This is a genomic window from Streptomyces daliensis, assembly GCF_054782395.1.
Genome location: NZ_BAAGSO010000043.1, coordinates 137,611 through 162,535, shown reverse-complemented (window position 1 = coordinate 162,535; position 24,925 = coordinate 137,611). Strand labels below are relative to the sequence as shown.

Here is a 24,925-nt window from a genome sequence, read left to right as displayed (position 1 = left end):
CCCGACGGCTTTGGCGCATGCGTGAGGCGTACGGAATTCCGGTGCGGAAACCAGGGTTGTCGCCAGGCGGGGCGAACTCAAGCGTTCCCGGGTCAGACCTTTGTCAATTCCCTGCGGGAGAAAGAGGAAAAGGGAGGAAGGGAGGAAGAGGGGAAGGGGGAAAGAAGGAAAGCGGGTTTCCTCCTCTCCCCCGGGCGCCGGGCCCGTACGGGACGCCGACGGCACCCCCTAGCTGCCGTCGGCCTACTGGCCCTCGCCTGCCGAGCGGCTGTGCGCCACCCGGAAGGTGTTGGCCCAGCGCGAGGTGGCCAGGGACCTGGCGCGGGTGCGCGTGCGGCGCACGTAGTCGGGGCGCTCCTCCTCGGGCAGCGTGTGGAACGCGTCGTACAGCTCCTTGCTGTCCCACTGCGCGTAGTTGACCAGGAAGGAGCCGTTGATGCCGCGCATGATGGTGTGCGAGCGGTATCCGGGCACGTCGAGCAGCCACTCGTCGGGCTGCGCCATGGTGTCGACCAGGTCCTTCTGGTTCTCCGGCTCCGACTCCAGGACGATCAGCACGGTGTAGTCGTCCCGCTCGGGGGAGACCTCCACCGGGGACGGCGTCTTGGGGTGGGCCTGCGAGAAGACGACCTCGGCCTGGAGCAACTGCACGCGGGTGGCGAGCGCGTTGAACTCGGGCACCGTGCGGTGCTGGAACGCCTCACCTGCATAGCGGGCCTCCAGTTGCTCGCGGGACTCCCACTGGACGATGTTGGCGACGCCGAACCGGTCCATTCCGCGGTGCGCGGTGGAGGAGACCCACCCCGGATAATCGGCGTTGTCGATGATGTCCTTCATCGCGGCGAGCAGCCCGTCCTGCTTCTCCTGGCTGTCGGCGTCGAAGATGTTGAAGACCCGCAGATATCCGTCGTCGGTCGAGAGGAAGGGCACGTTGCTTCCATTCCGGGACCCGTACCGACGGATCCCCTTCGGTGGATACGTGAACAGCATGCGGCGCGCATGGAGTGCGCCCTGCGCCGGCGTTCCGTTTTCCGTCACCAGGAACGCGGCTCCCATGAGAATCTTCGGCGCGGCTTCCGGATTCAAGGCGGCCCGTGTCAGACCTTCGTCAAGTTATCGCAGGGCGAAGGGAATGACGCGTTCGCGGGCCGCAGGATCAGGGGCGGGCAGCGCCCTCCAGGTCACGGGCGCCCGCGGCGACCTCCATCACATACTGGCCGTAGGGCGACTTGGAGAGCCTGCTGCCGAGCCGGTAGCACGCGTCCCGGTCGATGTACCCCATCCGCCAGGCGATCTCCTCGATGCAGGCGATGCGCACACCCTGCCGGTGCTCCAGGATCTGCACATACTGGCCCGCCTCCGTCAGCGCGTCGTGCGTGCCGGTGTCCAGCCACACGAAGCCTCGGCCCAGTTCGACGAGCCGGGCCTTGCCGCGCTCCAGGTAGATGCGGTTGATGTCGGTGATCTCCAGCTCGCCGCGCGGCCCCGGCTGGAGGTCGCGGGCGAGCCGGACCACGTCGTTGTCGTAGAAGTAGAGCCCGGTGATGGCCAGGTTGGAACGCGGCTGCGCCGGCTTCTCCGCCAGGGAGAGCAGGTTGCCCCGCCCGTCCGTCTCCCCCACCCCGTAGCGCTCCGGGTCGCTCACCGGGTAGCCGAACAGCACACACCCGTCCACGTCGCGGGCGCTCTCCTGGAGGACGCTGCTGAAGCCGGGGCCGTGGAAGAGGTTGTCGCCGAGGATCAGCGCGGCCGAGTCGTCGCCGACGTGATCGGCGGAGATCCGGAACGCGTCCGCGAGCCCACGGGGCTTGTCCTGCTCCGCGTAGCTGAGGGTCAGCCCGAGGTCGGAGCCGTCGCCCAGCAGTCTGCGGAAGCCGCCCAGGTCCTCGCGCGAGGAGATGATCTGGATGTCGGTGACACCCGCGAGCATCAGCGTCGAGAGCGGGTAGTAGATCATCGGCTTGTCGTGCACGGACAGCAACTGCTTCGAGATGCCGAGAGTGATCGGATGCAGCCGGGTGCCGTGGCCTCCGGCGAGGATGATTCCCTTCACAGCTCTCTCCAGTGGGACGTCACGAGGGTGGGGCGGCGGCGGAACGCGCGCCGTCCTGGGGCGAGTTGGGCGGACCGGAGTTGGGCGGGCCGGTGCGAGGTGAGCCGACGTCGGGCGGGCCGAACCAGTACCTCAGCGCCTCCGTCAGCGCACCGGTCTCCTCGCCGGTCCCTGCCCAGGCGACGTGGCCGTCCGGGCGCAGGAGCACGGCCTCACCGCTGTCGATGCGCGGCTCGGGGTAGCCGGGGCACGCGCTGTCGGACGCGGACACGGGGGCGGCGGCTCCAGAGGCGGACCCGGAGACGGTCCCGGCTCCGCCCCCGGACGCGTCCGGCGAGGCGGGCCCTGACATGGGCGCCAGCGCGGCCCTGACATGGCTGACCCGCCCCGCCCAGGGCGCGACCGCCGCCGCCAGGCGCGCGGAGCCGCCGTGCTCGACGGCACCTCCCAGCGAGAGCAGCACGGGGCGTCCCTCGCGCAGCAGCGCGGCGCTGGTGGTGTGCGCACCGTCGGCCACCAGGTTCAGATGGGGCAGCGGCACACCGAGCAGCGGGTGCCCGTCCTCGTCCGTGCCGTAGGCGACACCGAGCCCGGACACCATCCCGGCCAGTCTGCGGCGCACGGCGGGCTCGTAGGCGATCAGTTCCGTCATGACGGCGCGCGGCCCGTCGGCCTCCCGGCCGCCGAGCAGCAGCAGTGCCTGGGTCTGGATGTTCGCCAGGATGCGCGCTCCGGCGGTGTGCCGTTCGGCGTGGTACGTGTCGAGCAGGGTGCCGGGCGCGGTGCCGAGTACGGTCCTGGCGAGCTTCCAGCCCAGGTTGACGGCGTCCTGGAGGCCGAGGTTGAGTGCCTGTCCCCCGGCGGGCAACTGCTGGTGCGCGGCGTCGCCCGCCAGCAGGACGCGGCCCCTGCGGTAGTCGGTGGCCTGGAGGCACACGTCGCCGAAGGCGTTCGTCCACACCGGGGTGCCGTGCGAGATGTCCTCGCCGGTGACGGTGTGCCACACCTCGGCCACCTCGGTGAAGTCGGGTGCCTTGCCGCCGCGGTCGCGCGGCGGGCGCCCGTAGGCGTGCGCCATCACCCGGGTGAGGCCGCCCGCGCCGCGCGAGGCGATGGCGAGCCCGCGCTCCAGCCGCTCGAACCTGCGGTCGCGGATGTCGATGTCCGCCACGTCGGCCCGCACCAGCTCGCGCCCCGCCTCGGTGCCGCGCAGCCCGATACCGGCCAGCCGCCGCACGTCACCGCGCTCCCCGTCGCACCCCACGAGATACGCGGCACGCAGCCGCAGCGGCCCCTCGGGACCCTCCACGTCGGCCGCCACGTGGTCGCCGTTGTCGGTGAGCCCGCGGAGGGTGTGGCCCCGGCGCACGTCGGCGCCCAGGGAGAGCGCCCAGTCCTGGAGCAGCCGCTCGGTGGTGGGCTGGGGCACCTTCCACTGGCCGGGGTACGGGCCGGGCAGCGTCAGGTCCATGGGGATGCCGCCGAAGTGGCCCCGGCGCTGGTTCGGGAGGGTGCCGAAGCGCGCCAGCAGTCCCCGGCTGTCGAGGATCTCCATGGTGCGGGCGTGCAGCGTGGAGGCGCGGGACTCCTCGACGGGTGCCGCGCGCTGTTCCAGTACGACCACGTCGGCGCCGCCGAGGCGCAGTTCCCCGGCGAGCATCAGCCCGACGGGGCCCGCGCCGACGACGAGCACCTGGGTGTCCCACGTGTCCGGCTGCGTGCCATGCCGTGTGCCCGGCGGTGTGGCGGTTTCGGGTGCCATGGTCAGCGCTTCTTCTCCGCGTAGTCCTTGGCGTGGCCGAGCGTGGCGCGGCTGTTGTTGCTGAGCGCGGTGTGCACGTACTCGCGCGCGTCGGCGACGGTGGCCTCGGGCCCGAGGATCTTCGCTATGTTGTCCGTGTTGAGGACGACGGTGTGCTGCGAGGACGCGGTCACACCTTCGTCGGTCTCGGCGAAGGTCCAGTAGCCGGTGTGCAGGGTCATCAGCGCGGGCAGGGTGACCTGCTTGTAGGCGATCTTCTGGTGCGGGAAGCACACGCGGTACGACTTCGTGGTGTGGGTGGAGCCGTCCTTGGCGCGGGTGTCCATCTCCAGCGTCTGGAGCCCGGGGGTCTCCTCCTCCAGCCGTACGGTCGCCACGTGCGGCAGCCGCTCGGCCCACTGGTCGGCCTCGTTGACGAAGTCGTAGACGTCCTTCGCCGAGCCGTCCACCTCCACGCTGTCCTCGAAGGAGAAGGTCAAGTCCTCGGAGGCGTGGGCGAGTTCGACGTTCGTCTTCAGCGCCGCCAGCTCGGAGCGTGAGTTGCGGTCGACGGCCTCGTCGATCCACTTCAGGCCCTCGGGATCGTCGTCCACCGCGCGGTAGTCGTGCAGCAGCCTGATCCGCGACGCGCTCTCCGAGAGCGGCTCGATGATCCAGGCACCGCCCATGGCGGCCACCGGCGGTGTGGACACCTCCTGACGGAAGCCGATGCACAGGCCCTCGGGGTCGAGGGTGCGGCGCGACGTCCAGTTCTTCGGCTCGCCGTTGGCCGTAGCCCAGATGCGGATCCGCTCCTCGTGCTCGCCGCGCTCCAGGTGGTCGACGTAGATGGTCGGCGGGAAGATCCGCGGCCAGTTGTGCACCTCGGCGATCAGCCGGTAGACGGCTGCCGCCGGTGCCTCGACAGTGATCTCGTGCTCCACCTCGCGCGTTTCCTGCTGCGACATGCTCTGTCTCCTTGGGTTCCGGGGCTGGGGACGGTGGGCGGGCGGGGTGATGAGGCGGGTCAGAAGTTGCCGAGGCCGCCGCAGACGTTGAGGGCCTGCGAGGTGATGGAGGCGGCGCTGTCGGAGGCGAGGTAACCGACGAGGCCCGCGACCTCCTCCGGGGTGGAGTAGCGGCCGAGGGGGATCTTGGCCTGGAACTTCTCCAGGATGGCGTCCTCGGTGCTGTCGTAGGCCGCCGCGTAGCCCTGCCGGACGCGCTGCGCCATGGGCGTCTCGACATAGCCGGGGCACACCGCGTTGACGGTGATGCCGGTCGGGGCCAGCTCGTTGCCGAGTGCCTTGGTGAAGCCGACGACGCCGTGCTTGGAGGCGGAGTAGGGCGCGCCGAGGACGACACCCTGCTTGCCCGCCGTGGAGGCGATGTTGATGATGCGGCCACGGCTCTTGTGGCGCATGCCGCCCGCGTTCAGCACCTCGCGGCTGAGCCGGAAGACGCTGTTGAGGTTGGTGTCGATGACGTCGTGCCACAGCTCGTCGGCGATGTCGGCTGTGACACCGCCGCCGCTGCGTCCGGCGTTGTTGACGAGCACGTCGATGGTGCCGAAGGCGTCGACGGCGGCCCGTACGAAGTCCTTCACGTCCTCGTCGGAACGCACGTCCACCGCCGCACCCTCGGCCTCGAAGCCCTCCTCGCGGAGCTGCTTGACGGTGGAGGTCACACTCTCGGCCGTGCGCGCGCCGATGAAGACGCGGTGGTTCTGCCCGGCCAGGAGGCGGGCGGTGGCGAGCCCGATCCCGCTGGTGGCACCGGTGATCAGCGCGGTCGGCTTCTCCTGCTGCGTCAGCTGCGTCTGCTGCGTCTGCTGCGGCATGTGTGCTCCTCTTTCGTACGGGGTGGTGACGGTGGGGGTGTGCGGGTGCGTGGTGGTGCGACGTGCGGGGGTGCGAGGGGGTGGCGGGCCGCCGGGTGCGGCGCGGGCCCCGGCGGCCCGCCACGTCAGGCGGCGCGCTCGGCCCCGGCCAGGTCCGCGTTGACGACCTCGATGAGGGCGCGCGGGGTGACGGCGTCGGTCAGCGCGGCGTCGTCGAGCGTGATGCCGTACTCGCGCTCGATGCGGCCCCCGGTCTCCAGGAGCGCCAGCGACTCGTAGCCCAGCTCCTCGAAGCCGGTGTCGAGGATGTCGCCGTCGAGGTCCACGGTCTCGCCCGCGCCCTCGCGGAGGATGCGGCGCAGGTCGTCGAGGGTGAATTCCTTGGTGGACACGTGAGTTCCTTTCGTCGTCGGTGAGGTGGTGCGCGATGACACATGGCGCGGTGGCACATGGCGCGGAGTCGCATGGCGGTGTGCGGTCCGCACCGGCCCGTTCCTAGGCGTCGCCCGCCGCGCTCCCCGCGCGGGCGACGACGGCCGAGTTGAAGCCGCCCTGGCCCCTGGCCAGGACGACGGCCGTACGCACCCGCGCCGCGCGCGGCCGGGACGTCACGAGGTCGAGCCCGTACTCCGGCAGGGCCTCGACGTTCGTCGTCGGCGGGATCTCGTCCTCCTCCATGGCCAGGAAGGCGGTGGCGAGGTCGAGCGGTGCGGCGCCCGAGTAGAGGCGCCCCGTCATCGTCTTCGGCGCGGTGACCGGGACCCCTCGGCGCCCGAACACGGCGCTGACGGCCTCGGCCTCCGTACGGTCCAGCTCGGGCACGGCGGCGGCGTCGGCGAACACCACGTCGACGTCACCGGGCACCACCTTCGCGTCCTCCAGGGCGAGTTCGACGGCCCGGCGCAGCGCGGGACCCCGCGCCGACCCAGGGCGGGGGTCGAAGGTGGCACCGTAGCCCGCGATCTCGCCGTAGATCCGCGCCCCGCGCTCCCGCGCCGCGGTCGCGTCCTCCATGACGAGGATGGCGCCCCCCTCGCCGGGCACATGTCCGCGCGCCCCGGCGTCGAAGGGCAGATACGCGCGCTCGGGCTCGTCGCTGGTGCTCATCCGCCCGCCGGTCATCTGCGCGACCCAGCCCCACGGGCAGATGGAGGCGTCGACGGCGCCGGAGAGGATCAGCGGTGTGCCCTTGCGGATCTGACGGCGTGCCTGAGCCACCGCGTCGAGGCCGCCCGCCTGGTCGCTGACGACGACGCCGCTGGGGCCCTTCAGCCCGTTGCGGATGGAGATCTGACCGCTGTTGACGGCGTAGAACCAGGCGAAGGACTGGTACGCGCTGACGTACTGGCTGCCCTGGCTCCACAGCTTGCGCAGCTCGTTCTGGCCGAACTCGAAGCCGCCGGCCGAACTCGCGGTGACCACACCCATGTCGAAGGCGGGCAGCTCGCCGGGGACGACCTTCGCGTCCTCCAGCGCCCAGTCGGCCGCCGTCAGCGCGAGCCGGGTCATCCGGTCGGTCTGCGGCAGCAGCCTGCTGGGCAGGTGGTCCTCCGCGACGAACCCGGGAATCTCCCCCGCCAGCCGCGAGGGGTAAGGGGTGGGGTCGAAGCGAGTGACACGGCCGATGCCGCTACGGCCCTCCTGAACGGCCGTCCAGTAGTCCCGCGCGCCGAGCCCGTTGGGTGACATCACACCCAAGCCGGTCACCACCACGGAGGCGGTCATGCCTTGCTCCTCTCGGGCCTGGCGAGCACCACGGCGCTCTGGAATCCGCCGAACCCGCTGCCCACGCTGAGTACGGCGTCGGTGATCTGGTCGCGCGCGGTGAGCGGCACGTAGTCCAGGTCGCACTCGGGGTCCGGTGTGTGCAGGTTCGCCGTCGGCGGCACCACGTGGTGTTCCATGGCGAGCGCGGAGGCCGCGATCTCGATGGATCCGATGGCACCCAGCGAGTGGCCGACCATCGACTTGATGGAGCTGACAGGGGTGCGGCGTGCGTGCTCGCCCAGGCTCTTCTTGAACGCGGCCGTCTCGTGCCGGTCGTTCTGCTTGGTGCCCGAGCCGTGCGCGTTGATGTAGTCGATGTCCTCGGGATTCATCCGGGCCTCGCCGAGCGCGGCGTCGATGGCCTCGGCCATCTCAAGACCGTCGGGGCGCAGTCCGGTCATGTGGTACGCGTTGCTGCGGGTGGCGTAGCCCGCGACCTCGGCGTAGATGTGTGCGCCGCGACGCTTCGCGCTCTCCAGCTCCTCCAGGACGAAGACGGCGGAGCCCTCGCCGAGGACGAAGCCGTTGCGTGTCGCGTCGAACGGGCGCGAGGCGCGCTCGGGCTCGTCGTGGCGCGGTGTGGTCGCCTTGATGGCGTCGAAGCACGCCATCGTGATCGGCGAGATGGGTGCGTCGGAGGAGCCCGCGATCATGATGTCGGCGCTGCCCTCGCGGATGACGTCGGCGGCGTAGCCGACGGAGTCGATGCCGGAGGTGCAGCCCGTGGACACCACGGTGTTGGGGCCCTCTGCGCCGACGGCCCAGGCCACCTCGGCCGAGAAGGAGCTGGGCACCAGGTAGTTGTAGAGGTGCGGCACGGCATAGGCGTGGTCGACGAGGTCGAGGCGCCCGCCGTCGCTGACGACGCGGTACTCCTCGTCGAGCCCCATGGTGGCGCCGACGGCGCTGCCGACGGTGACACCGACGCGGTACGGGTCGGTCTCCGACAGCTCGATGCCGCTGTCGGCGACCGCGCCGCGCGCCGCGACGACGGCGAACTGCGCCGCCCTGTCCATGCGCCGCACCTCTTGCGGGGTGAGGCCGTGCTCCTCGGGGTCGAAGTCGATCTCGGCGGCCACCTGCGAGCGGAAGGGCGAGGGGTCGAAGAAAGAGATCCTTCTGGTGGCCGTCGCACCCTCGGTGAGCAGGCTCCAGAAGCTCTTGACGCCGACGCCGCCCGGAGCGAGCACCTCGATGCCCGTGATGGCCACGCGACGCGCGGTCACGCGGACGCCTCCCAGTTGTAGAACCGGGTGGCCATGGCGTCGGCGGGCGAGCGCCATGTGGCCGGGTCGTACGCCTCGATGTAGGGCTTCAGGTCCTCGCTGATCCGCACGAAGCGGGGGTCGGTCTTCGCCTCCTCGATCAGCTCGCCGCCGTTGTCGGAGTCGAAGTCCTGAAGGTGGAAGTAGAGACCCCGGTAAGCGAAGAGCTGACGGCGCCTGGTGCCCATGAGGTGCGGCATCTCTGTGGCGTCGAACTCGGTGAACAGCTTGGCGACATCGCCGCTGGCGGCGGGAGTCATGCGGGCCACGATCAACGTACTGTGCATGCGTTCTCTCTCCTCCATGACCGAAGTGCTCCGGGAGTGACACGTGCAGGCGGGCAGGCCCGCTCCGCGGCGGGCGCCGGACGGCGCCACCGGAAGCCGGACGTGAACACACTGCGCGGGCGGTACGGCGGCCTGATGTGCCCGTCGGCCGCGCGGAGACGGCGGTGAGACACATCGCGCGGAGCGGTCACGCTCCTCCGCACGCACCTGCGGCGGATACCGCAGGCCCCCGGCCGTCTCGCCTCGCTGACCACTGCCCCGGGAGCTGGTCAACAGCTTGTTCGCTCCCCGGACACACCTCAAGTCAACTCAGGTCAGACCTTGGTGAAGTTGGGTCATCGCTTTGTCCGAGGAATGAACGTGTCACTGCGCATACGCTGCGTAGCCGGTGCGCACCCGATGCGCACCCGGTGCGGGAAAGGGCGGCGCGGGGTGCGGAAAGAGTTCACACAAAGAGAGTTGACGCGGCGCGGCCCAATTACCCAAGCTGTGCGGTGAGTTCACGGGGCGGTTCACCGCGACGGGGTGCGTGTGGCGGTGCCCCGTGAAAGTGCGACCGCCGCGCGTGAGGCGTCCGCGGAATGTCACGGAACGTGGCGGGGCGCATGCGTTTCCCGAACGGGCCCGGACGGGCTCGGACGACCGGACGGGCTCAGACGAGAAGCGTGGACGGCGGCGTCTCCGCACCTTCCAGGGCTGTGGATTCCGCGTCGTCCAGAACGGCGGAGGCGTCATCGGGAAGGCCGCAGGAACCGTCCTCGCCGAGGACACAGGAGTCCTTCTCGGGCGCGCCGTCGAGAGCGTCCAGGCGGTCGGGCGACAGATCGAGCGCGGCGAGGATCGCGGGCACGGCGATGCTGGGCAGGAGGTGGTGCAGGAGGACGGACAGCCGTCGCGGCAGGTCCTCGTCCTCGTGCGGCGCCCGCGTGGTGAGCTGGAGTCCGGCGAAGGCGCTGACGCACAGGTCCGCCGTCTCAGCGGGCTTGACGTGCGGCAGCAGCTCGCCCTGCGCCTCGGCCGCGCGCAGGGACCGCAGCACGCAGGCCGTCCACTCCTTGAACGGGCTCCGGTCGGCCAGCCCTTGGCGGGTGCGCGAGTCGAGGGAGATGCGGACGCTGGCCCGGATGAGGGATTCCGTCGCGAGGCGGCGCGCGAAGATATAGGTGCCGTCGACGAGTTCCTGGAGCTTCACGGGCTGGGGACGCACCAGCACATCGAGATCCTGCGCGTCGAAGATTCCCTGGACCAGGTCCTCCTTCGACGGGAAGTGGAAATACAGCGCGCCTTTGGTGACATTCGCCACCTCGACAATCTCGGTGACGGTGGCCGCCTGATAGCCTTCTTTTTCGAAAACTTCTGCCGCGGCCTCAAGAATTCGCCGCCGGGTGATGATCCCCCGATCCCGCTTAGCCAACGTCGCTCCTCAGTCACACGGGCTGCGCCGCACCGTCCCGGTGTGGACGCGGTGCTTCGGCCGGCTGCCGCACCGGGCCGGCCTGAGAGGGGGGTGGGGTTTTCGGCCTTTACGGTAACAAGCCCTTAGTGGCCCTTCGGTCTCCCCGTCATGAGACCGACCAGAGTTTGACCACCCTTACCCCCCACTTGACCCGCGCTTTACAACGTTGTAGTCGCGGGCACACGGACAACACGCGCTTCCTCTCACGCCTTTCTCATGCCGCTCTCATGCCGCGGCCCCGCACGGATCCAGCCGGTCCGCGAAATCCGCCCCGGCGAGCTGGGGAAGAACGAGCCGCCAGAAGCCGGTGACCGAACTCCCCGAAAGCCACTCGGTGTCACTCCGGCCCAGCGCCATGAGCCCGACGGTCGCGAGGGTGACGGTGGCGGCCACCTCGGCGACGGAGACCCCGGGGGCGAGCGAACCGTCCTCCTTCGCCTCCTCCAGGAGCGCGCGCACCCGCGCCTGCCACTCCTGCCGGAAGGCGGGCCCGCCCTGGCGCGCGATGTCGTGGCTCAGCCGCACTCCGGAGCGGACGATGAGGTCGTCGCGCAACTGCGCCACCAGCACGTGCGAGGTGTCGATCAGCTCCTGTAACGCACCCGCTCTGCGCGGGCGCTGACGGGACACGGTGTGGCGCAGCGTGCTGGACGCCTTCTCCTCGATGGCGTTGGCGATGGCGGCCTTGTTCTCGAAGTGGAAGTGCAGCGCTCCGCTGCTCACCCCCACTTCACGGCAGATCCCGTTGAGCGTTGTCTGGGCGAATCCCTGCTGCTCGAACAGCACCGCCGCGGCGTGAACCAGCTCGCACCGTGTGCGCGCGGCCCGCTCCTGTCTGGTCACCGACCGGCCCCTCCCCTTCCGTCCCACCCCGCCGGCTCGGCGGCGGTATGCCGCGTCAGCCGAGAGCTTCCGTACCGACTTCCTGGTTTTAACGGGCGGCCCCTCGTCCCGACAAGGGGCCTTTCAGCTACCTGGACCGCACCGGAAGGGCAGACAACGTTGACATCCCAGGAGCGGCTTCCGCCAGATGTATGCCACCTGGACACAGCAAACAAACCAGGCTGCCGGTATGTTTCCTTTTTTACGGAAAGCGAATACCTCAGGCCGCGCGGCCCCGCGGAACGTTCCACGGAACGGCCCCGCGGAACGACCATGGAACAGGCCACCGGACGGCACCCGCGACACCCCGGTCACGGCGCACCCCCCGGACGGGATATACATGCGTCCCGGGCGGTTCCACATCGCCAGGCTACAATGTATATTGTAATCAATACAGTGCACGTCGTACCCCATTGAGCGGCGTCGCACAGAGCAACGAGAAAGAGGTGCGCCGTGGGAGGCAGGCTGGCGGAGAAGCGCGAGGCCATCACACGGGGAGCCCGTACGGTCTTCGGCCGCGACGGATACACGCGGACCAGCATCGACGCCATCGCCAAGGAGGCGGGCGTCTCCACCCGGACCATCTACAACCACTTCGAGGGCGGCAAGGCCGAGCTGTTCCGCCTCATCGTGGAGGAGGGCGCCACCCAGATCCACGATGTGCAGCTCGACGTCATCGACCGCTGGCTGCGCAAGGTGACCGATCTGGAGGCCGATCTCATCGACTTCGGCCGCGCCTGGGTCGAGCCGCTGGGCACCTTCCCCGACCACTTCGCGCTGGTACGCCAGTTGCGCGCCGAGGTCGGACACCTTCCGTCCGAGCTGCTGCGCGCGTGGGAGGAGGCGGGGCCCGTCCGTGTGGAGTACGCGCTCGCCGACCGGTTCCGCAGCTTCGCCGACGAGGGGCTGCTCCAGACCGACGACCCGCGCCAGGCGGCCAGCCACTTCATCCAGCTCATCTCGGGCGAGATCATCGACCGCTCGTACTACGGCGCGCTGCCGCTCCCGGCCGACGAGGTCACCCGTCTCATCACGTCCGGCGTCCACGCGTTCCTGAACGGATATCTGCCGCGCTAGACCCCGCCGGGCGCAGTTGCCTCGTGAAGGGATTCCCCCATGTCCCCGTGCACGGACCGCCCCGGATCCGCCTTGCCCCCGGGTTCCGCTTTCCTCCGCCGCGCCAACCGTGCCGACCGCGTCGGCCCCGTCGACGGTATCGGCGGGGCCGGCCGCGCCGTCGGCCGGACCACCGGCCGCGTGCGTCGCATCCGTCACGCGCGTCGCGTGCGTCGCTCGCCGGTGGCCGCGGCGGACAGGACCGGCCCCGCCTTCGCGGGGCCGGGGGGCTCAGCGCCGGGGGGCTCAGCCCTGTCCGAGCCGGAAGCCCACACCGCGCACGGTGATGATCCAGCCGCTGGCGCCGAGCTTGTTGCGCAGGCTGCTCACGTGCGTGTCGACGGTGCGCCGGGACCAGGAGTCGCCCCACACCTGCTGCATGAGCCGTTTCCGCGGAATCACCGTGTCCGGGTGCGAGGCCAGCAGGAAGAGCAGATCGAACTCCTTGCGCGTCACCTCGACCTGACGCCCGTGCAGGCTGACCTCACGGGTGCTCGCGTCGATACGGAGCGGGCCGTGGCACACCACGACGCCCGTCGGCGCCTTGGCCCGCGCGCGCCGCATCACGGCTTCCATACGGGCCATCAGTTCCCGGAAGCCGTACGGCTTCACCAGATAGTCGTCCGCGCCGGCCTGGAGGCCGAGCACGCAGTCCAGTTCGCTTCCGCGACCGGTCATGGCGATCACGGGAACATCGCTCATCGAGCGGATACCCCGGCACACCCCGAGACCGTCGAGATCCGGCAGTTCGAGGCCCAGGAGGATCACGTCGGCGTCACCGCACCTGGCGATGGCCTCGCTGCCCGTACCCACACAGCGCACTTCGTGTCCGTGCCGGCGGAGTCCACCGGCCAGATCCTCGGCCTCGACCCCGTCACTCTCGACCACCAGTACGCGCCACACGCTTTCCCGCTCCGGCCAACTCGCCGGCGTGCTGCCCTCGATCATCCGAGGTCCCGCTATGTGCGGCTCCAATACGTCCGCCGAACGCTGGTTCACAGGCTCCCCCTAGCTCACCCAGCTCACGATCCGATCCGGACCGTGATCCAGGACGTTACAAACCGCGCTCCCGGTTTGTCAAAGGTTCCACGTCCTCGGCACGTGCACCAGAAAACAGGACAAATCCTGACCAAATCACGGAATGAAATCCTCCGTACGCGGAGCAAAGCCGCGAGCGAACGCATTCTTCCCAATTGCCCATCAAGTCCACTCGATTAACCGACCGTTCATACCAACGAAGCAGACTTCCGCCTCACGGGACGTCACGCTTTGGGCAAGGGTGAGGCGATGGGTGAGTGCGCTTCGACCTGTCTCCCGCGCCTAGCAGAAGAGGAGTGGGGCGCGGGAGGAAAGCGGAGAAGGAGGGGAGAAGAGTGGCGCGATCTCGACCAGGCCCTGCCCGCGGGGAGCTGACGGCGCGTCCGGTGAGGGGCCGGAGGGGCGGCGGCTCTTGTCAGTACACGCTCCTCCTGTTTGTCTCTGCGGGCACCGGAGCCGACAGAGGGGTGTGGTGTGTGTGCGCTCAGGGAGACCGGTTCTCGTCGCGGCCGTCTGCGCCGCCGTGCTCGCGATGCTCGCGGTCCTGGGAGGCGTCACTCCGGCGTCCGGGACGACGCCGCTGCTGCCGGGGGCCCGTACGGAGACCGACCCCGGAACCGGCGCGGAGGGCGAGCCGCCCCGGGCGCCTCGGGCGCCCCGGGTGACGGACTCGCGGGGGCGCGCCCTGGCACTGCGCGGCTGGAACGTGGAGGACAAGACGCACCGCGGCGAAGCCGCCCTCTCCTCCATCACCGAGAAGCACTTCCGCGACATGCGCGGGCACGGCTTCAACTTCGCCCGGCTGCTGGTCTTCTGGGACGATCTGGAGCCCCGGCGCGGGCACTACAGCGCGGGCTACCTCCGTAAGATCGAGCGGATCCTGGACTGGGCCGCGAAGTACCGCGTGCACGTCCTCCTCGACGCCCATCAGGACGTCTTCGGCCCGGCGTTCGGCCACCGCGGCATCCCGGAGTGGGCGACCCGCACCGACGGGCTGCCCTTCACACCCCAGCCCGACGACTGGTTCTCCGAGTACTTCCAGCCCGCCGTGCAGCGTGCCTTCACCCATCTCTACGAGGACGCCGACCTCCGGCGCGCCCAGGCGTCGATGTGGCGCGTGCTCGCCGAGCGCTTCGGCGGGCATCCGGCGCTGCTCGGCTACGACCCCCTCAACGAGCCGATGGGCGAACTACGGGAGGGCGAGGACCTGCCGACGGCGGCCCGGCGCATCGAGGCCGAGCAGATCACCCCGATGCACCGCCGCGCAGCCCGCGCGATCCGCTCGGCCGACCGCGACGGCTGGCTGTTCGTCGAGCCCACCCCCATCGTGGGCGAGGGCGTGCCGACGGGGCTCGGGAGGATCGAGGACCCGAGGGTGGTGTACGCGCCGCACTTCTACAACACCGCGATGGAGGCGGGCGCCGACTACGACCCCTCGGCGGGCTGGATCGAGTCCTACGAGGCGGCCGTCACCGCCTACCCCCGGCGCCACGGCCTCCCCGTGGTGATCGGCGAGTGGGGGCCGCTCAACAACGGCCTCCCGCACATGCGTGAGTTCTACGAGGACGCGCTCGCCTCCTTCGGCCGGTACAGCGCGGGCTGGGCGGGATACGTGTGGTGCTACGGCGGTGGCTACTGCGCCGCCGACGAATCGGGCGCGCTGCGGCCGAACAAGGAGCTGACCGCCACTCCGTACGCCGCGGCCGTCGCGGGGAGGGTACGCGCCGACACCTACGACCCCGACGGGCGCGTGCACCGGCTCTCCTACACGGCGGGACCCTGGCGCCAGGGCACGACCGAACTCTCCCTGCCGCCCTCGCCCGACGGCTGGCGGATCTCGGTGGCCGGCCGGGCAGTGAGCGACAGGCGGACCGTCGCTCCGGGCACCTCGGCGCTCGTGCGCGTGCGGGCGCTGCCGGGGGCACGGGTGACGGTCACCGTGACGCCGTAGGGCTGTGACGTGATGCGGCTGTGGTGCGGGAGTGGAGCGGGATCAGAGCGGGAGTGGAGCGAGCGGGCGGGGGATCACACCTCCAGGAGGTGGCCCGGGGCCGCCTGTCTCCAGGAGTCCTGGATGATGTCCCGCAGCTCGTCCCCGTCCTCCAGCGCGGCCAGCCGCGCCCGCACCCACGACGAACTGGCCTCGTGCGGCGGCACCCAGAACTTCTCGGGCTCCGCCGCTATCAGCTCGCCCCGCTCCAGGACGGGGCAGCGCACGGCGAACGAGGATTCGTCGTCAGGCATCGTGACGAACATCTTCCCCGCCACGCGGAAGGTGGGCATGCCCCAGGCCAGCACCTCTGTGGTCTCCGGGAGGGAGAGGGCGATACGGCGTACGTCATCCGGACCGATCATGTGTGCCACCCTAGCGAGCGGGTCTGACAACGCGGCCCTGGTTCTCCTCGCTTCTCCGCTCCTCCGCCCTCTTCCGTTCCCTTCTGTTCCGTTCCGCTTGGGAGCGTGCGCGGTGCATGCCTCTCACCCCGTCGCTGCCGGGCCCCTTCCGCACGGGCCCGGCAGCGGCGCGAACACGACCGCCGCCACCTCGTCAGGGCCCCAACGGCCCTGTCCCGCATGCCACTTCTCCACTCGGTTCCACTCTCGGTTCACGCCACGCCGATGCACCACATACTGAGACGCGGATTCCACAACGTGGCAATACGCACGGACGATAGCCCGCCCCCGCACACCGGAACAAGAGGTTCCACGCAGGTCGGCGGCGTTTACGTGCCGCTGTGATGCCTGTGCGGTACCCGTGCGGTCCCCGCCTGGTGCCCGCCCGGACGCTGCCGCGTACCCCCGTGTTGGCGATTCCCACGCGACGACGTAACGTGCTCGCCCTCACCCCGTAACGCGACACACGACGCTCAGGGCGCGCACGCCGCGCCGGACGCCCCACCCCCTTCCGCGCCCGCACGCACGACCCGGAACGGGGAGAGGGAAGCGATGGGAAACGCGGCACCCCTGGTGCACACGGCGATCGCGATCGCCGGAGTGGTCCTGCTCATTCTGAGAGCGAAGGTCAATCCTGCCCTCGCCCTCGTCCTCGGCGCCGTCTACCTCGGGCTGGCGGGCGGGCTCGGCCCCGAGCGCACGGTGGCCACCATCAGCAAGGGTTTCGGCGACCTGATGGCCGAGGTCGGACTGCTCATCGTCTTCGGAGTGCTGCTGGGGACGCTGCTCTCCTCCCTGGGCGCCATCGAGAAACTCGTGGCCGTGCTGCTGCGGCTCCTCGGTCCGAAGCGGCTGCCGTACTCCTTCGCCGTGACGATGGGGACGGTGCTCCAGTCGATCTTCGCCGATGTGCTGCTGGTGATGACGGCGCCGATCGCCCGCTCGCTGGGCCGGAAGATCGGGCCCTACGGCACAGCCCGCATGGCAGCCGCCATGGCGCTGGGCGTGGAGGTCGGCATCGCCCTGTCCGTACCCGGCATCGGAGCGCTCGCGCTGGCCGGGCTGCTGGACATACCGCTGGGTGTGATGCTCGTGTACGGGTTCCCCGTCGCGGCCGTGACCATAGTGCTCGCGTTGTTCCTGTTCAGCGCCCTCAGCAAGCGTGGCCTGTGGAACGCCGAGCGCGACGAGGTCGACGAGGCGGTGGCCGACGTTCCCGAGCCCGTCCCGGCTACGGCCGCTGCGTCGACGTCGACGGGAGCCGGGACGCCGACGCAGGCGGCGGCAACGGAGACGGAAGCGGAGGCCAAGACGGAGGCGGGGACGCCAGCGGGAAGCACTCCCCCACCCGCCCCCGCCTCCCCTCCCCTCGCCCTGTCGCTCGCTCCCCTGCTGCTCGCCCTCGTGATGATCGCGACCGGCGCCTTCGCGGAGATCGCCGGCTGGACCTCGCCCGTCGTCGGCTTCCTCGGCGATCCTGTGATCGGGCTGCTGACGGGCCTCGTCGGCGCCTGCCTCGTCGCACGCAAGTGCCTGCCGCAGGGCGCGGTGGGCGAGTCCTTCAACCAGGGGTTCCGTACGAGCGGCCAGATCCTGGTGCTGACCGGCGTGGGCGGCTCGCTGGCCGCCGTGGTGGAGAAGGCGGGGCTCGGGGACATCGTCAAGGACTCCTTCTCCGCGAGCACGTGGGCGCCGCTGGCGCTCGTCTGGGTCATCGCGGCCGTCCTCCACATGGCGATCGGCTCGGTGACCACCTCGGCGATCACGGCGGCGGGCATCCTGGCGCCTGTGGCGCCAGGTCTCGACGTACCGCCCGTCCTCATCGCGCTGGCCGCGGGTGCCGGGTCCCTGTTCGCCATCCACGCCACCAGCAACACCTTCTGGCTGCTCCAGACCCTCATGGGCCAGACCACCCGCGGCACCCTCAAGACCTGCACCCTCACGGTCTCCGGTGCCTCGGTGATCGCGTTGCTGCTGGTCCAGGCGTTGAGCTTCGTGATGTGAGCGAGGTGTATACGGGGCGGGGAGGCCGCCCCGGCCCTCGTCCGGCTCAGCCCGTGACGGCCGTGACCGCCTCGACGAGGGACCAGACGGCGAGCCCGAGCATGCACACTCCGCCGATGCGCTGCACGGTCTTGAGGGGCACGCGCTTGGCGATGAAGCGCCCGGCGAGCAGTGCCAGCGCGGAGACGGACATGAGCGCGGCGGCGGAGCCGATGGCCGTGGACCAGGTGCCGTTGGAGGCGGCGAGGTTGGCGGTGGTGATCTGGGTCAGGTCGCCCCACTCGCTGATGAAGACGGCCATGAACGCGGTGGAGTAGACGGGCAGGAAGCCGGTCACGGTCTTGCCGCCGCTGTCGTCCGACTCGTCGTCGCCGTCGCCGCCGCGCAGGAGCATGAACGCGCCGAAGCCGAAGAGGGCGGCGGAGACGAGCTTGACGATCCAGTCGGGCAGCAGTCCGATCAGGCTGCCCGCGCCCACGGCGATGGCGACGTGCACGACGAAGGCGCTCGACGTGCCGAGCCACACGTACAGGGGGCGCATGCGGGTGCCCATGGCCAGGGAGGCGAACATCGTCTTGTCGGGCAGTTCCGCGAGGAAGATCAGGCCGAAGGCGGTGAGGATCGCCAGGAGGTCGAGGTGCATTCCGGGGGCTTTCTGTAAGGGCCGGGCCCGGGTCTTCGCGAGGCGCCGCAGAGGGGCGACGGGAGGACCGCTCGGCCCGGCACGACGGGTGTGCCCGCGCGAGCGGGCACGTCAGTGCCTGGCCGAAGGTCTCGTCCACCGCCACGCCGGTCCGGCGCCACGGCCCGGCGGCCGGGCCGTCCGCCATGCGGACGTCCAGTATGTCGACCAGCCGGTGTTTCGGGACTACTCCCCTTCGCTGCGTGTCAGGGTACCCCCCACGTGGTCGGAAGGTCGATCGAGGGCGTGGCCACGCGCGGAACCACCCGCCCCCGCTCGGCCCGGCCCCGCTTGTCGGGCACCCCCGTACCTGTTTGACTGCGCACCGTCAGGCTCGCTCCGCTGCGTTCATTCGCTCCCGGTGAGGAGGGCCAGGGCCCATGGAGATCACGCGCAGACACGTGCTGTCCCTCCTGGCGGCGGCCGGGCTGTCCGGGGTGCTTCCGGCGCACGGCGCGAGCGCCGCCGACAGAGCGGGCCCGGCGGCCCGGAGCACCGGCACCGGCACCGGCACCGGCACCGGCACCGGCACCGAGCGCCTGCTCGCCAACGCGCTGGCCGTCCTCGCCGGTACGCCCGAGTCCAACGCGCGGGCCGAGACCGCAGCCAAGCTGGCCGCCGTCGAGAAGGCAGCGCGCACACACCTCGCGGCCATGGAAGCGGCGGGTGCTGACGAACTGTTCGCCGGGCTGCCGCTCGGCACCAGTGACGGGAACCTCAACACCACCTTCCGGCAGCTCTACGAGATCGCGCTCGCCGCCCGTACGCCCGGTGGCACGCTGGACGGCGATGCCGCGGTGCGGCGCCGCGTCGTCGACGGGCTCGCGCTGCTCCACTCGCGCTACTACGGCGACCAGGACCGTGGCTATTACGGCAACTGGTACCACTGGGAGATCGGCATCTCCACCAGCGTCACCGCCACGCTCGCCCTCCTCGCCGACGAACTCGCCGTGCAGCGGCCCGAGTTGACGTCCGCCTACCTCGCCTCCATGGACGCGTACCTGCGCAACGGCAAGGACGGTGACGTCGACCTCGACTCGCGCTTCCACACCGGCGCCAACCTCGCCGACATCACCACCAACCGCCTGCTCCAGGGCGCCCTGATCGGCGGCGACTCCGGCGAGGCCCGCATCCGCAAGGCGCTGGAGGACCAGCTCACCGTCTACGCCACCATCGACCCGTACGCGCTGCGGCACGGGGTCACGGACGGGTACTACGCGGACGGCTCCTTCGTCCAGCACCACTCGGTGGCCTACACGGGGTCGTACGGAAAGGCGCTGCTCACGCGCGTCACGCAGACGCTCAAGCTCCTCGACGGCACGGGTTACGCCGACACCTCGGCGCTCGTCCCCGTCGTCCACCGCTGGGTGGCCGACGGCTTCGCGCCGCTGATCTTCGAGGGCTGGATGATGGAGTCCGTCAAAGGCCGCGCGGTCTCCCGTACGGGCACGGGGTACGCGGACACCGCCGTGGTCGCCGAGGCCGTCACCGATCTGTCCGGCTACGCGACGGGCGAGCGTGCCACCGCGCTCAAGAGCTATGTGAAACACCTGCACACCGCCTCGCGCACCAAGCCGGACCCGGCCCGCTTCGCCTCCCCGCTGACAGTCGTGCGCTACGCCGACGTGCTCGCCGACACCTCCGTACCGGCCGCCGACCTCAACCCGGCGGCGCGCAGCACCGCGTTCAACGCCATGGACCGGACGGTGCACCGCCGCCCCGGCTACGCCTTCTCGCTCGCGCGCAGCTCGGAGCGGATCAGCAAGTACGAGTACATGAGCGGCGAGAACCTGATGCCCTGGTTCCAGGGCGACGGCGCGCACCACCTGTACCTGGCGGGGCAGGACCAGAGCCACGCGTACGGTGTCGACTACTACACCACCGTCTCGCCATACGGGCTCGCCGGTGTCACGGCGCCCGTGGAGCGGCGCCGGACGGTGCCCGAGCTGTACGGCACCCCGTACTACGACAACCCGGACCACCCGCTGCACTTCACCGCGTCGTCGGAGTCGCAGAACACCTATGTGTACTTCCCGCGCGGCACCAACAGGCACTCGGGCGGCGCCGTGCTCGACGCCTACGGTGTGGCGGGGATGACGCAGTCCGACGATGTGGCGTACGCCCAACGCGACCTGCTCCCCGAGGACTTCACCGTCTACCGCAACGCGACGGCGACGAAGTCGTGGTTCCTGCTGGACGACGAGATCGTGGTGCTCGCCGCCGGGGTGGGCGACCAGGCGGGCCGCGCGGTGACCACCACCGTCGACGCACGCATCGCCGCACCGGACGACCGGCTCGCCCTCACCGGGGCACACACCGATGGCACCCCCTGGGCAGGGCCCGGCAACGGGGACCGCACCGCCCGACTGCGGTGGCTGCGCTACGCGAACGTCACCGAGGGCACGGCCGTCGGCTATGTCTTCCTCGACGCCCGGCACCCGGTCACGGTCGGCCTGGAGAAGGTGACGCGCAGCCGTCGCGCCGTACGCACGGCGAACCCCGACACCCCCGTGACGCGTCAGGTGTTCGACGCCGCGTTCCGGCAGGCACCCGGCGCGGAGCCGCTGGCCCTCGCCTACGCGCTCGTCCCGCACGCGAGCGAGCGGGCACTGCGTGCGTACGGCGGGGGCGGCGAAGACGGGGGCGGGCCGCTCGCCGTCCTCGCCAACACCACACGGCTCCAGGCCGTCCGCCACACCGGCCTCGGACTGACCGCGGCCAACTCCTTCGCGGACGGCCGTCACGAGGCCGGCGGACTGCTGCGGCTCGACGGTCAGGCCAGCGTCCTCGTCCGCCGCGCGGACGGCCGTGACCAGGGCCGAGACCGTGACCGTGAGCGAGGCCGCACCCGCGGAGAGGTCACGGTCGCCGCGAGCGACCCGACCATGCGCCGTGACACACTCACCGTGCTGGTGCGCGGGCGCCCGCTGCGCGTGGTGTCCGGCGACCCTGGTGTGCGCGCGAGCGCGGTGCGCGGCGGCACGCTGCTGCGCTTCCCCACCCGCCACGCCTACGGGCGCACCTTCACCGTCACCCTGCGGGAGGGATGAGGCGCCGGTGCGTACGCCGGTGCCGGTTCCGGTGCCGACGCGAGGGCTGGAAGGTGGCGAAAACAGCCTTCCACGATAAGTTTTCGGTCATTTCCCTTCACGACCTATATAGCCGTATCCCCCGACGGCGAACACGCGCGGTACCGCTCCCACGCGCTCCGCCGACGCCCGTACACGCAGTTCAGATGCCCTGCGCACTCACTCGGACGCCGACAGTCACCACCCGTACCGCACGACCAAGCGTTACTTGAACACACAACCGAAAAGGGGAAAACGGGAGATACTCCCCCGCATCAGAAATCAGCCGCGCCTCAGAACGCCTTATACGTTTCATGCGTTGATGCGGAGCTTCGCCCCGCCGCCGTTCCTCTGGGGGGAGGTACGTTGCCCGCTGCGCCCGCCGCCATGGCCCCGTCGTCCGCCGTCGCGCCGCCCGCTCCGCCATCCGCCGCGCGGTCCGCCGCTCCGCCGCCCCGCGCACCGTCGGCCTTATCGGCGGATGTCGCTCAGGATGCCCGTCACGTTGACCACCTCGTTGCACTCGGAGGCGCGGTCACCGGACGCGGGTGTGCCGGTCTTCTCACAGGTCACGCTCGCCCTGACGGTCTGGCCCTCGGTGACCTCGATCGGGGTCACCCAGTGGTAGTCCTGGTTGCGGAACGTCTCCAGGGCGATGGTGGTGATCTTCCGCTCGCCGAAGGTGACGGTCAACAGCCCCTCGTCGCCCTGGTAGTTGGCGACCACCATGTCGGTCACGCCGAAGACCTTGCCCTCTGGGACACGGTAGGTGCCGTCGTTCTCGGCGCCGCCGCCGGTGCGGATGTCGATGGTCTCGGAGGTCTGGCTGCCGGTGCCGGGGACGCCGGAGCTGGTCGCGGCGTTGCCCGATCCGCCGCCACCGCCGCCGTTCTGGCCCGCGCCCTCCTGCCCCTGCTGCCCCTGGCCGCCGCCCTTCTCCTGCGCGTCCGGCACACCGTCGCCGTCGGAGTCGCCCGCCTCCCGCGCGGCGGCGGCGTTCTCCTTCGCCCGGTCGTCGGCGGCCTCCTTGGCCGCGCTCCGCACCGCGGGCCGCACCAGCGCGAACCACGCGAGCAGCAGCGCGAGGAGTGCCGCGAGCACGATGAGCAGCCACTTCGGGAAGATGACGAGCTGAACGAACTCGCCTTCCAGCGTGGTGCGTTGCTCCGTCTGCTTCCGGTCGGCGAGAACGCTCTCCTCGCCCCGGTCGACGGCGACCTCGAAGGGCCATGTCACGGGCTGCCCGAACCACACGGGCTTGCCCGCACGTGCCCGGAGCCGCACCTCCGTGGACTCGCCGGGGGCGAGGTGCGGGTTGCTCGGGGCGAAGTCGAAGGTCAGGTCCTCGCCCGCCTGGTCGGCGGCGAACACGATGCCGACGGGTGTGTTGCCCAGATTCTGCACCGAGGTGCGGTAGCGGGCGCGCAGCAGTCCCCGGCGGCGCCGGGGCGTCAGCTCGGCCCGCAGCTCGTGGAACGGCGTCACGGTAACGGTGGTCTCCGGGACCCGCACCGCCTCGGGGCGCTCCGCAGGCAGCACACGTACCCCGAGCGGGACCTCGCCCGCGCGCACGTCGGAGGACCTCGGGGGTGCGAGCCGGATCGTCACCGTCTCGGACGTGCCGGGGTACAGGGAGACGCGGGCGGGCTCGACGGTGCTCCATGGGGCGCAGTCACCGACCACCTCGAAGGTGTAAGCCTCGACGATGTCGGTGTCGTTGCGCACGGTGAGGGTCGTCGTCGCTTCACCGCCCGGCGACACCGTAACCGTCGGGATCTCGAGTTCGGCAGATGTGGTCACAACGGGACGGTAGGACGCCGGGCCACCCCCGCGAGAGAGGTACGAGGGCAACGCGCGGGCACGGGCGCTGCCCTGACGGCACATCACGAGACGGACCCGGTGGAGCAGTCCCGTCCCGCTCCCCCACGCGCACCCCGTTCCTGTCCACGCCCCCATGTTCCCCTGCCCGCGCGGCCCGAGCGGTCCGTGCGGGCCACGGGGTCCGCGTGCGGCAGTCGCCTCCCGTAGGTCCGCCGCGCCCCGCGGGGGCACCGCACACCGCACCGCACACCCCGCGCCTAGCCCCCGTCCCGCAGGGACACCGCCCCCACACCCCCACACCCCCACACACCGCACCCCACACTCCGCACCGCGTGGTCAGCGTCGCCCGCGCGGACTCCCCCACCCGCAGACCAGGCAGACCAGGCACCTCGAAGAGGAACGGATCGGCTCATGACGTCGGTTGAGAAGCACCAGGTCGACAGCGCCCACCGGACGGAGCACACGGGACGGCGCGAGATCGCCGGGCAGGCAGGCCAGTCCGGGCAGTACCGCGAGGCACGGCACCGCTGGGTGGCCGTGCGCGAGGGCGGGGCCGCCGTTGCCACGCGCTCGTCGGTCGCCGTGTACGCCGAGGACCACGTCCTGCACTCCGGGATCACCCATCTGCTGCGGCAGCGGCCCGAGGTGGAGCTGCTCCGGGACGCGGAGACCGACCGCGCACAGATATCCCTGGTGGTCGTGGATCAACTGGACGATCAGACGGTGCAGTTATTGCGCCGTCTTCAGCGCAACACCGGGACCCGCACGGGCCTGGTCGTCGGGCGGTTCGAGACGGGGGCGCTCCAGACGATGATCGAGTGCGGTGCCGCGGCCGTGCTGCGCCGCTCCGAGGCCGACGAGGAGCGGCTCGTGCACCTGATCACCGCGCTGGCACGCGGCGAGGGTGTGCTGCCCGGCGACCTGCTCGGCCAGCTCCTCGACCACGTCGGCAGCCTCCAGCGCACCGTGCTCGACCCGCGCGGCCTCACCCTCTCGCCCCTGACGGCCCGCGAGGCGGACATGCTGCGGCTGGTCGCCGAGGGGTACGACACGGCCGAGATCGCGGCGAAGACCTCGTACTCGGAGCGGACCGTCAAGAACGTGCTGCACGAGGTCGCCAGCAGGCTCGGGCTGCGCAACCGGGCGCACGCGGTGGGCTACGCCATGCGGCACGGGCTGATCTGACCGACCGACGCGACGGCCTGTGCGCCGACGTGTGCGCCGACGCGCGCACATAGGTGAGCACGTATGCGCGTGCGGCTCGGGTACGGGCCGGGGGCCGGGCGGCCCGGGGGCGGTTGCCCTCGGGGTCACCGCCCTTTACCCCCGGCACGGGTACTCCGGCCCTGTGCCCGCGCCCCCGCAGCCCCGAGACTGCGGCGGGGAACCGTGCGAAGACGTGAACGTACGGAAACGCGAACGTGGGCGCCCGTGCACGCAGGCGCGCCGGCACGTGGCGCACGGCCCGGAAAACCCTTCGGAACAGGGGAGTTGGCGGACGTGGCGGGGAT

The 24,925-nt window shown here is 70.9% G+C and carries 20 protein-coding genes; 5 read left to right on the top strand and 15 right to left on the bottom strand.

Features of this window, described 5'->3' with window-relative positions; genetic code table 11:
• Positions 1-243 precede the first annotated feature (243 nt).
• The 11 genes from ACYVOO_RS09795 to ACYVOO_RS09745 all read right to left on the bottom strand — a co-directional run bounded on the left by ACYVOO_RS09795 (position 244) and on the right by ACYVOO_RS09745 (position 11,252).
• The gene (locus ACYVOO_RS09795) at positions 244-930 is read right to left on the bottom strand and encodes an antibiotic biosynthesis monooxygenase family protein (RefSeq protein WP_461015239.1); all 687 of its coding nucleotides are present in this window, start codon (positions 928-930) and stop codon (positions 244-246) included.
• Positions 931-1,156: 226 nt separating this feature from the next.
• On the bottom strand, positions 1,157-2,053 hold the full coding sequence (gene rfbA, locus ACYVOO_RS09790) for a glucose-1-phosphate thymidylyltransferase RfbA (protein ID WP_461015238.1): 897 nt from the start codon (positions 2,051-2,053) through the stop codon (positions 1,157-1,159).
• A 19-nt stretch (positions 2,054-2,072) separates the two neighbouring features.
• A complete protein-coding gene (locus tag ACYVOO_RS09785) occupies positions 2,073-3,815 on the bottom strand; it encodes an FAD-dependent monooxygenase (RefSeq protein WP_461015237.1) in 1,743 nt (580 codons plus the stop codon).
• A 2-nt stretch (positions 3,816-3,817) separates the two neighbouring features.
• Complete coding sequence (locus ACYVOO_RS09780; RefSeq protein ID WP_461015236.1) at positions 3,818-4,762, bottom strand: aromatase/cyclase; 945 nt, start codon at positions 4,760-4,762, stop codon at positions 3,818-3,820.
• A 59-nt stretch (positions 4,763-4,821) separates the two neighbouring features.
• Complete coding sequence (gene fabG / locus ACYVOO_RS09775) at positions 4,822-5,634, bottom strand: 3-oxoacyl-ACP reductase FabG (protein WP_461015235.1); 813 nt, start codon at positions 5,632-5,634, stop codon at positions 4,822-4,824.
• Positions 5,635-5,759: 125 nt separating this feature from the next.
• On the bottom strand, positions 5,760-6,026 hold the full coding sequence (locus tag ACYVOO_RS09770) for an acyl carrier protein (protein WP_461015234.1): 267 nt from the start codon (positions 6,024-6,026) through the stop codon (positions 5,760-5,762).
• Between the two features lie 103 nt (positions 6,027-6,129).
• Positions 6,130-7,359 (bottom strand): ketosynthase chain-length factor, encoded by a 1,230-nt coding sequence (locus ACYVOO_RS09765; RefSeq protein ID WP_461015233.1) that lies wholly within the window; start codon positions 7,357-7,359, stop codon positions 6,130-6,132.
• Entirely contained in the window at positions 7,356-8,627 is a 1,272-nt protein-coding gene (locus tag ACYVOO_RS09760) for a beta-ketoacyl-[acyl-carrier-protein] synthase family protein (protein WP_461015232.1), read from the bottom strand. Before ACYVOO_RS09760 ends, ACYVOO_RS09765 begins: the two co-directional genes overlap by 4 nt.
• Positions 8,624-8,953 (bottom strand): TcmI family type II polyketide cyclase, encoded by a 330-nt coding sequence (locus ACYVOO_RS09755; RefSeq protein WP_453343930.1) that lies wholly within the window; start codon positions 8,951-8,953, stop codon positions 8,624-8,626. The genes ACYVOO_RS09760 and ACYVOO_RS09755 overlap by 4 nt, the downstream gene beginning before the upstream one ends.
• A 652-nt stretch (positions 8,954-9,605) precedes the next feature.
• Positions 9,606-10,367: a ScbR family autoregulator-binding transcription factor gene (locus tag ACYVOO_RS09750; protein WP_461015231.1), complete on the bottom strand. Its 762-nt coding sequence runs from the start codon at positions 10,365-10,367 to the stop codon at positions 9,606-9,608.
• Positions 10,368-10,634: 267 nt separating this feature from the next.
• A complete protein-coding gene (locus tag ACYVOO_RS09745) occupies positions 10,635-11,252 on the bottom strand; it encodes a ScbR family autoregulator-binding transcription factor (protein WP_461015230.1) in 618 nt (205 codons plus the stop codon).
• A 492-nt stretch (positions 11,253-11,744) separates the two neighbouring features.
• On the opposite strand from ACYVOO_RS09745, the gene ACYVOO_RS09740 reads away from it, so the two are divergent.
• Positions 11,745-12,368 carry a TetR/AcrR family transcriptional regulator gene (locus tag ACYVOO_RS09740; protein WP_453343927.1) on the top strand — a complete coding sequence of 208 codons (624 nt, stop codon included), beginning with the start codon at positions 11,745-11,747 and terminating at the stop codon, positions 12,366-12,368.
• A gap of 285 nt (positions 12,369-12,653) precedes the next feature.
• Here ACYVOO_RS09740 and ACYVOO_RS09735 read toward each other — a convergent pair whose 3' ends face one another.
• A complete protein-coding gene (locus ACYVOO_RS09735) occupies positions 12,654-13,355 on the bottom strand; it encodes a response regulator transcription factor (protein WP_453343926.1) in 702 nt (233 codons plus the stop codon).
• 568 nt (positions 13,356-13,923) lie between these two features.
• Here ACYVOO_RS09735 and ACYVOO_RS09730 point away from each other — a divergent pair.
• Positions 13,924-15,396: a glycoside hydrolase family 5 protein gene (locus ACYVOO_RS09730; protein WP_461015229.1), complete on the top strand. Its 1,473-nt coding sequence runs from the start codon at positions 13,924-13,926 to the stop codon at positions 15,394-15,396.
• Between the two features lie 74 nt (positions 15,397-15,470).
• Here ACYVOO_RS09730 and ACYVOO_RS09725 read toward each other — a convergent pair whose 3' ends face one another.
• The gene (locus ACYVOO_RS09725) at positions 15,471-15,800 is read right to left on the bottom strand and encodes an MmcQ/YjbR family DNA-binding protein (protein ID WP_461015228.1); all 330 of its coding nucleotides are present in this window, start codon (positions 15,798-15,800) and stop codon (positions 15,471-15,473) included.
• A 591-nt stretch (positions 15,801-16,391) separates the two neighbouring features.
• Between ACYVOO_RS09725 and ACYVOO_RS09720 the strand changes: the two genes are divergently transcribed.
• Complete coding sequence (locus ACYVOO_RS09720; protein WP_461015227.1) at positions 16,392-17,843, top strand: GntP family permease; 1,452 nt, start codon at positions 16,392-16,394, stop codon at positions 17,841-17,843.
• A 46-nt stretch (positions 17,844-17,889) separates the two neighbouring features.
• Here the strand turns inward: ACYVOO_RS09720 and ACYVOO_RS09715 are convergent, their stop codons facing one another.
• Positions 17,890-18,486 (bottom strand): TMEM165/GDT1 family protein, encoded by a 597-nt coding sequence (locus ACYVOO_RS09715; protein WP_461015226.1) that lies wholly within the window; start codon positions 18,484-18,486, stop codon positions 17,890-17,892.
• Between the two features lie 419 nt (positions 18,487-18,905).
• On the opposite strand from ACYVOO_RS09715, the gene ACYVOO_RS09710 reads away from it, so the two are divergent.
• The gene (locus ACYVOO_RS09710; RefSeq protein WP_461015225.1) at positions 18,906-21,575 is read left to right on the top strand and encodes a polysaccharide lyase family 8 super-sandwich domain-containing protein; all 2,670 of its coding nucleotides are present in this window, start codon (positions 18,906-18,908) and stop codon (positions 21,573-21,575) included.
• A gap of 489 nt (positions 21,576-22,064) precedes the next feature.
• Here ACYVOO_RS09710 and ACYVOO_RS09705 read toward each other — a convergent pair whose 3' ends face one another.
• Positions 22,065-23,393 (bottom strand): COG1470 family protein, encoded by a 1,329-nt coding sequence (locus tag ACYVOO_RS09705; protein WP_461015224.1) that lies wholly within the window; start codon positions 23,391-23,393, stop codon positions 22,065-22,067.
• Positions 23,394-23,825: 432 nt separating this feature from the next.
• Between ACYVOO_RS09705 and ACYVOO_RS09700 the strand changes: the two genes are divergently transcribed.
• Positions 23,826-24,599, top strand: coding sequence for a helix-turn-helix transcriptional regulator (locus tag ACYVOO_RS09700; protein WP_461015223.1), 774 nt, complete (start codon positions 23,826-23,828; stop codon positions 24,597-24,599).
• Positions 24,600-24,925: the final 326 nt, after the last annotated feature.

Coding starts and splice junctions, on each gene's coding strand:
- fabG (WP_461015235.1), bottom strand. CDS start 5,634: ATGCCGCAGCAGACGCAGCAGACGCAGCTGACGCAGCAGGAGAAGCCG.
- ACYVOO_RS09715 (WP_461015226.1), bottom strand. CDS start 18,486: ATGCACCTCGACCTCCTGGCGATCCTCACCGCCTTCGGCCTGATCTTC.
- ACYVOO_RS09700 (WP_461015223.1), top strand. CDS start 23,826: ATGACGTCGGTTGAGAAGCACCAGGTCGACAGCGCCCACCGGACGGAG.
- ACYVOO_RS09780 (WP_461015236.1), bottom strand. CDS start 4,762: ATGTCGCAGCAGGAAACGCGCGAGGTGGAGCACGAGATCACTGTCGAG.
- ACYVOO_RS09785 (WP_461015237.1), bottom strand. CDS start 3,815: ATGGCACCCGAAACCGCCACACCGCCGGGCACACGGCATGGCACGCAG.
- ACYVOO_RS09765 (WP_461015233.1), bottom strand. CDS start 7,359: ATGACCGCCTCCGTGGTGGTGACCGGCTTGGGTGTGATGTCACCCAAC.
- ACYVOO_RS09710 (WP_461015225.1), top strand. CDS start 18,906: ATGGAGATCACGCGCAGACACGTGCTGTCCCTCCTGGCGGCGGCCGGG.
- ACYVOO_RS09755 (WP_453343930.1), bottom strand. CDS start 8,953: ATGCACAGTACGTTGATCGTGGCCCGCATGACTCCCGCCGCCAGCGGC.
- ACYVOO_RS09720 (WP_461015227.1), top strand. CDS start 16,392: ATGGGAAACGCGGCACCCCTGGTGCACACGGCGATCGCGATCGCCGGA.
- ACYVOO_RS09735 (WP_453343926.1), bottom strand. CDS start 13,355: ATGATCGAGGGCAGCACGCCGGCGAGTTGGCCGGAGCGGGAAAGCGTG.
- ACYVOO_RS09725 (WP_461015228.1), bottom strand. CDS start 15,800: ATGATCGGTCCGGATGACGTACGCCGTATCGCCCTCTCCCTCCCGGAG.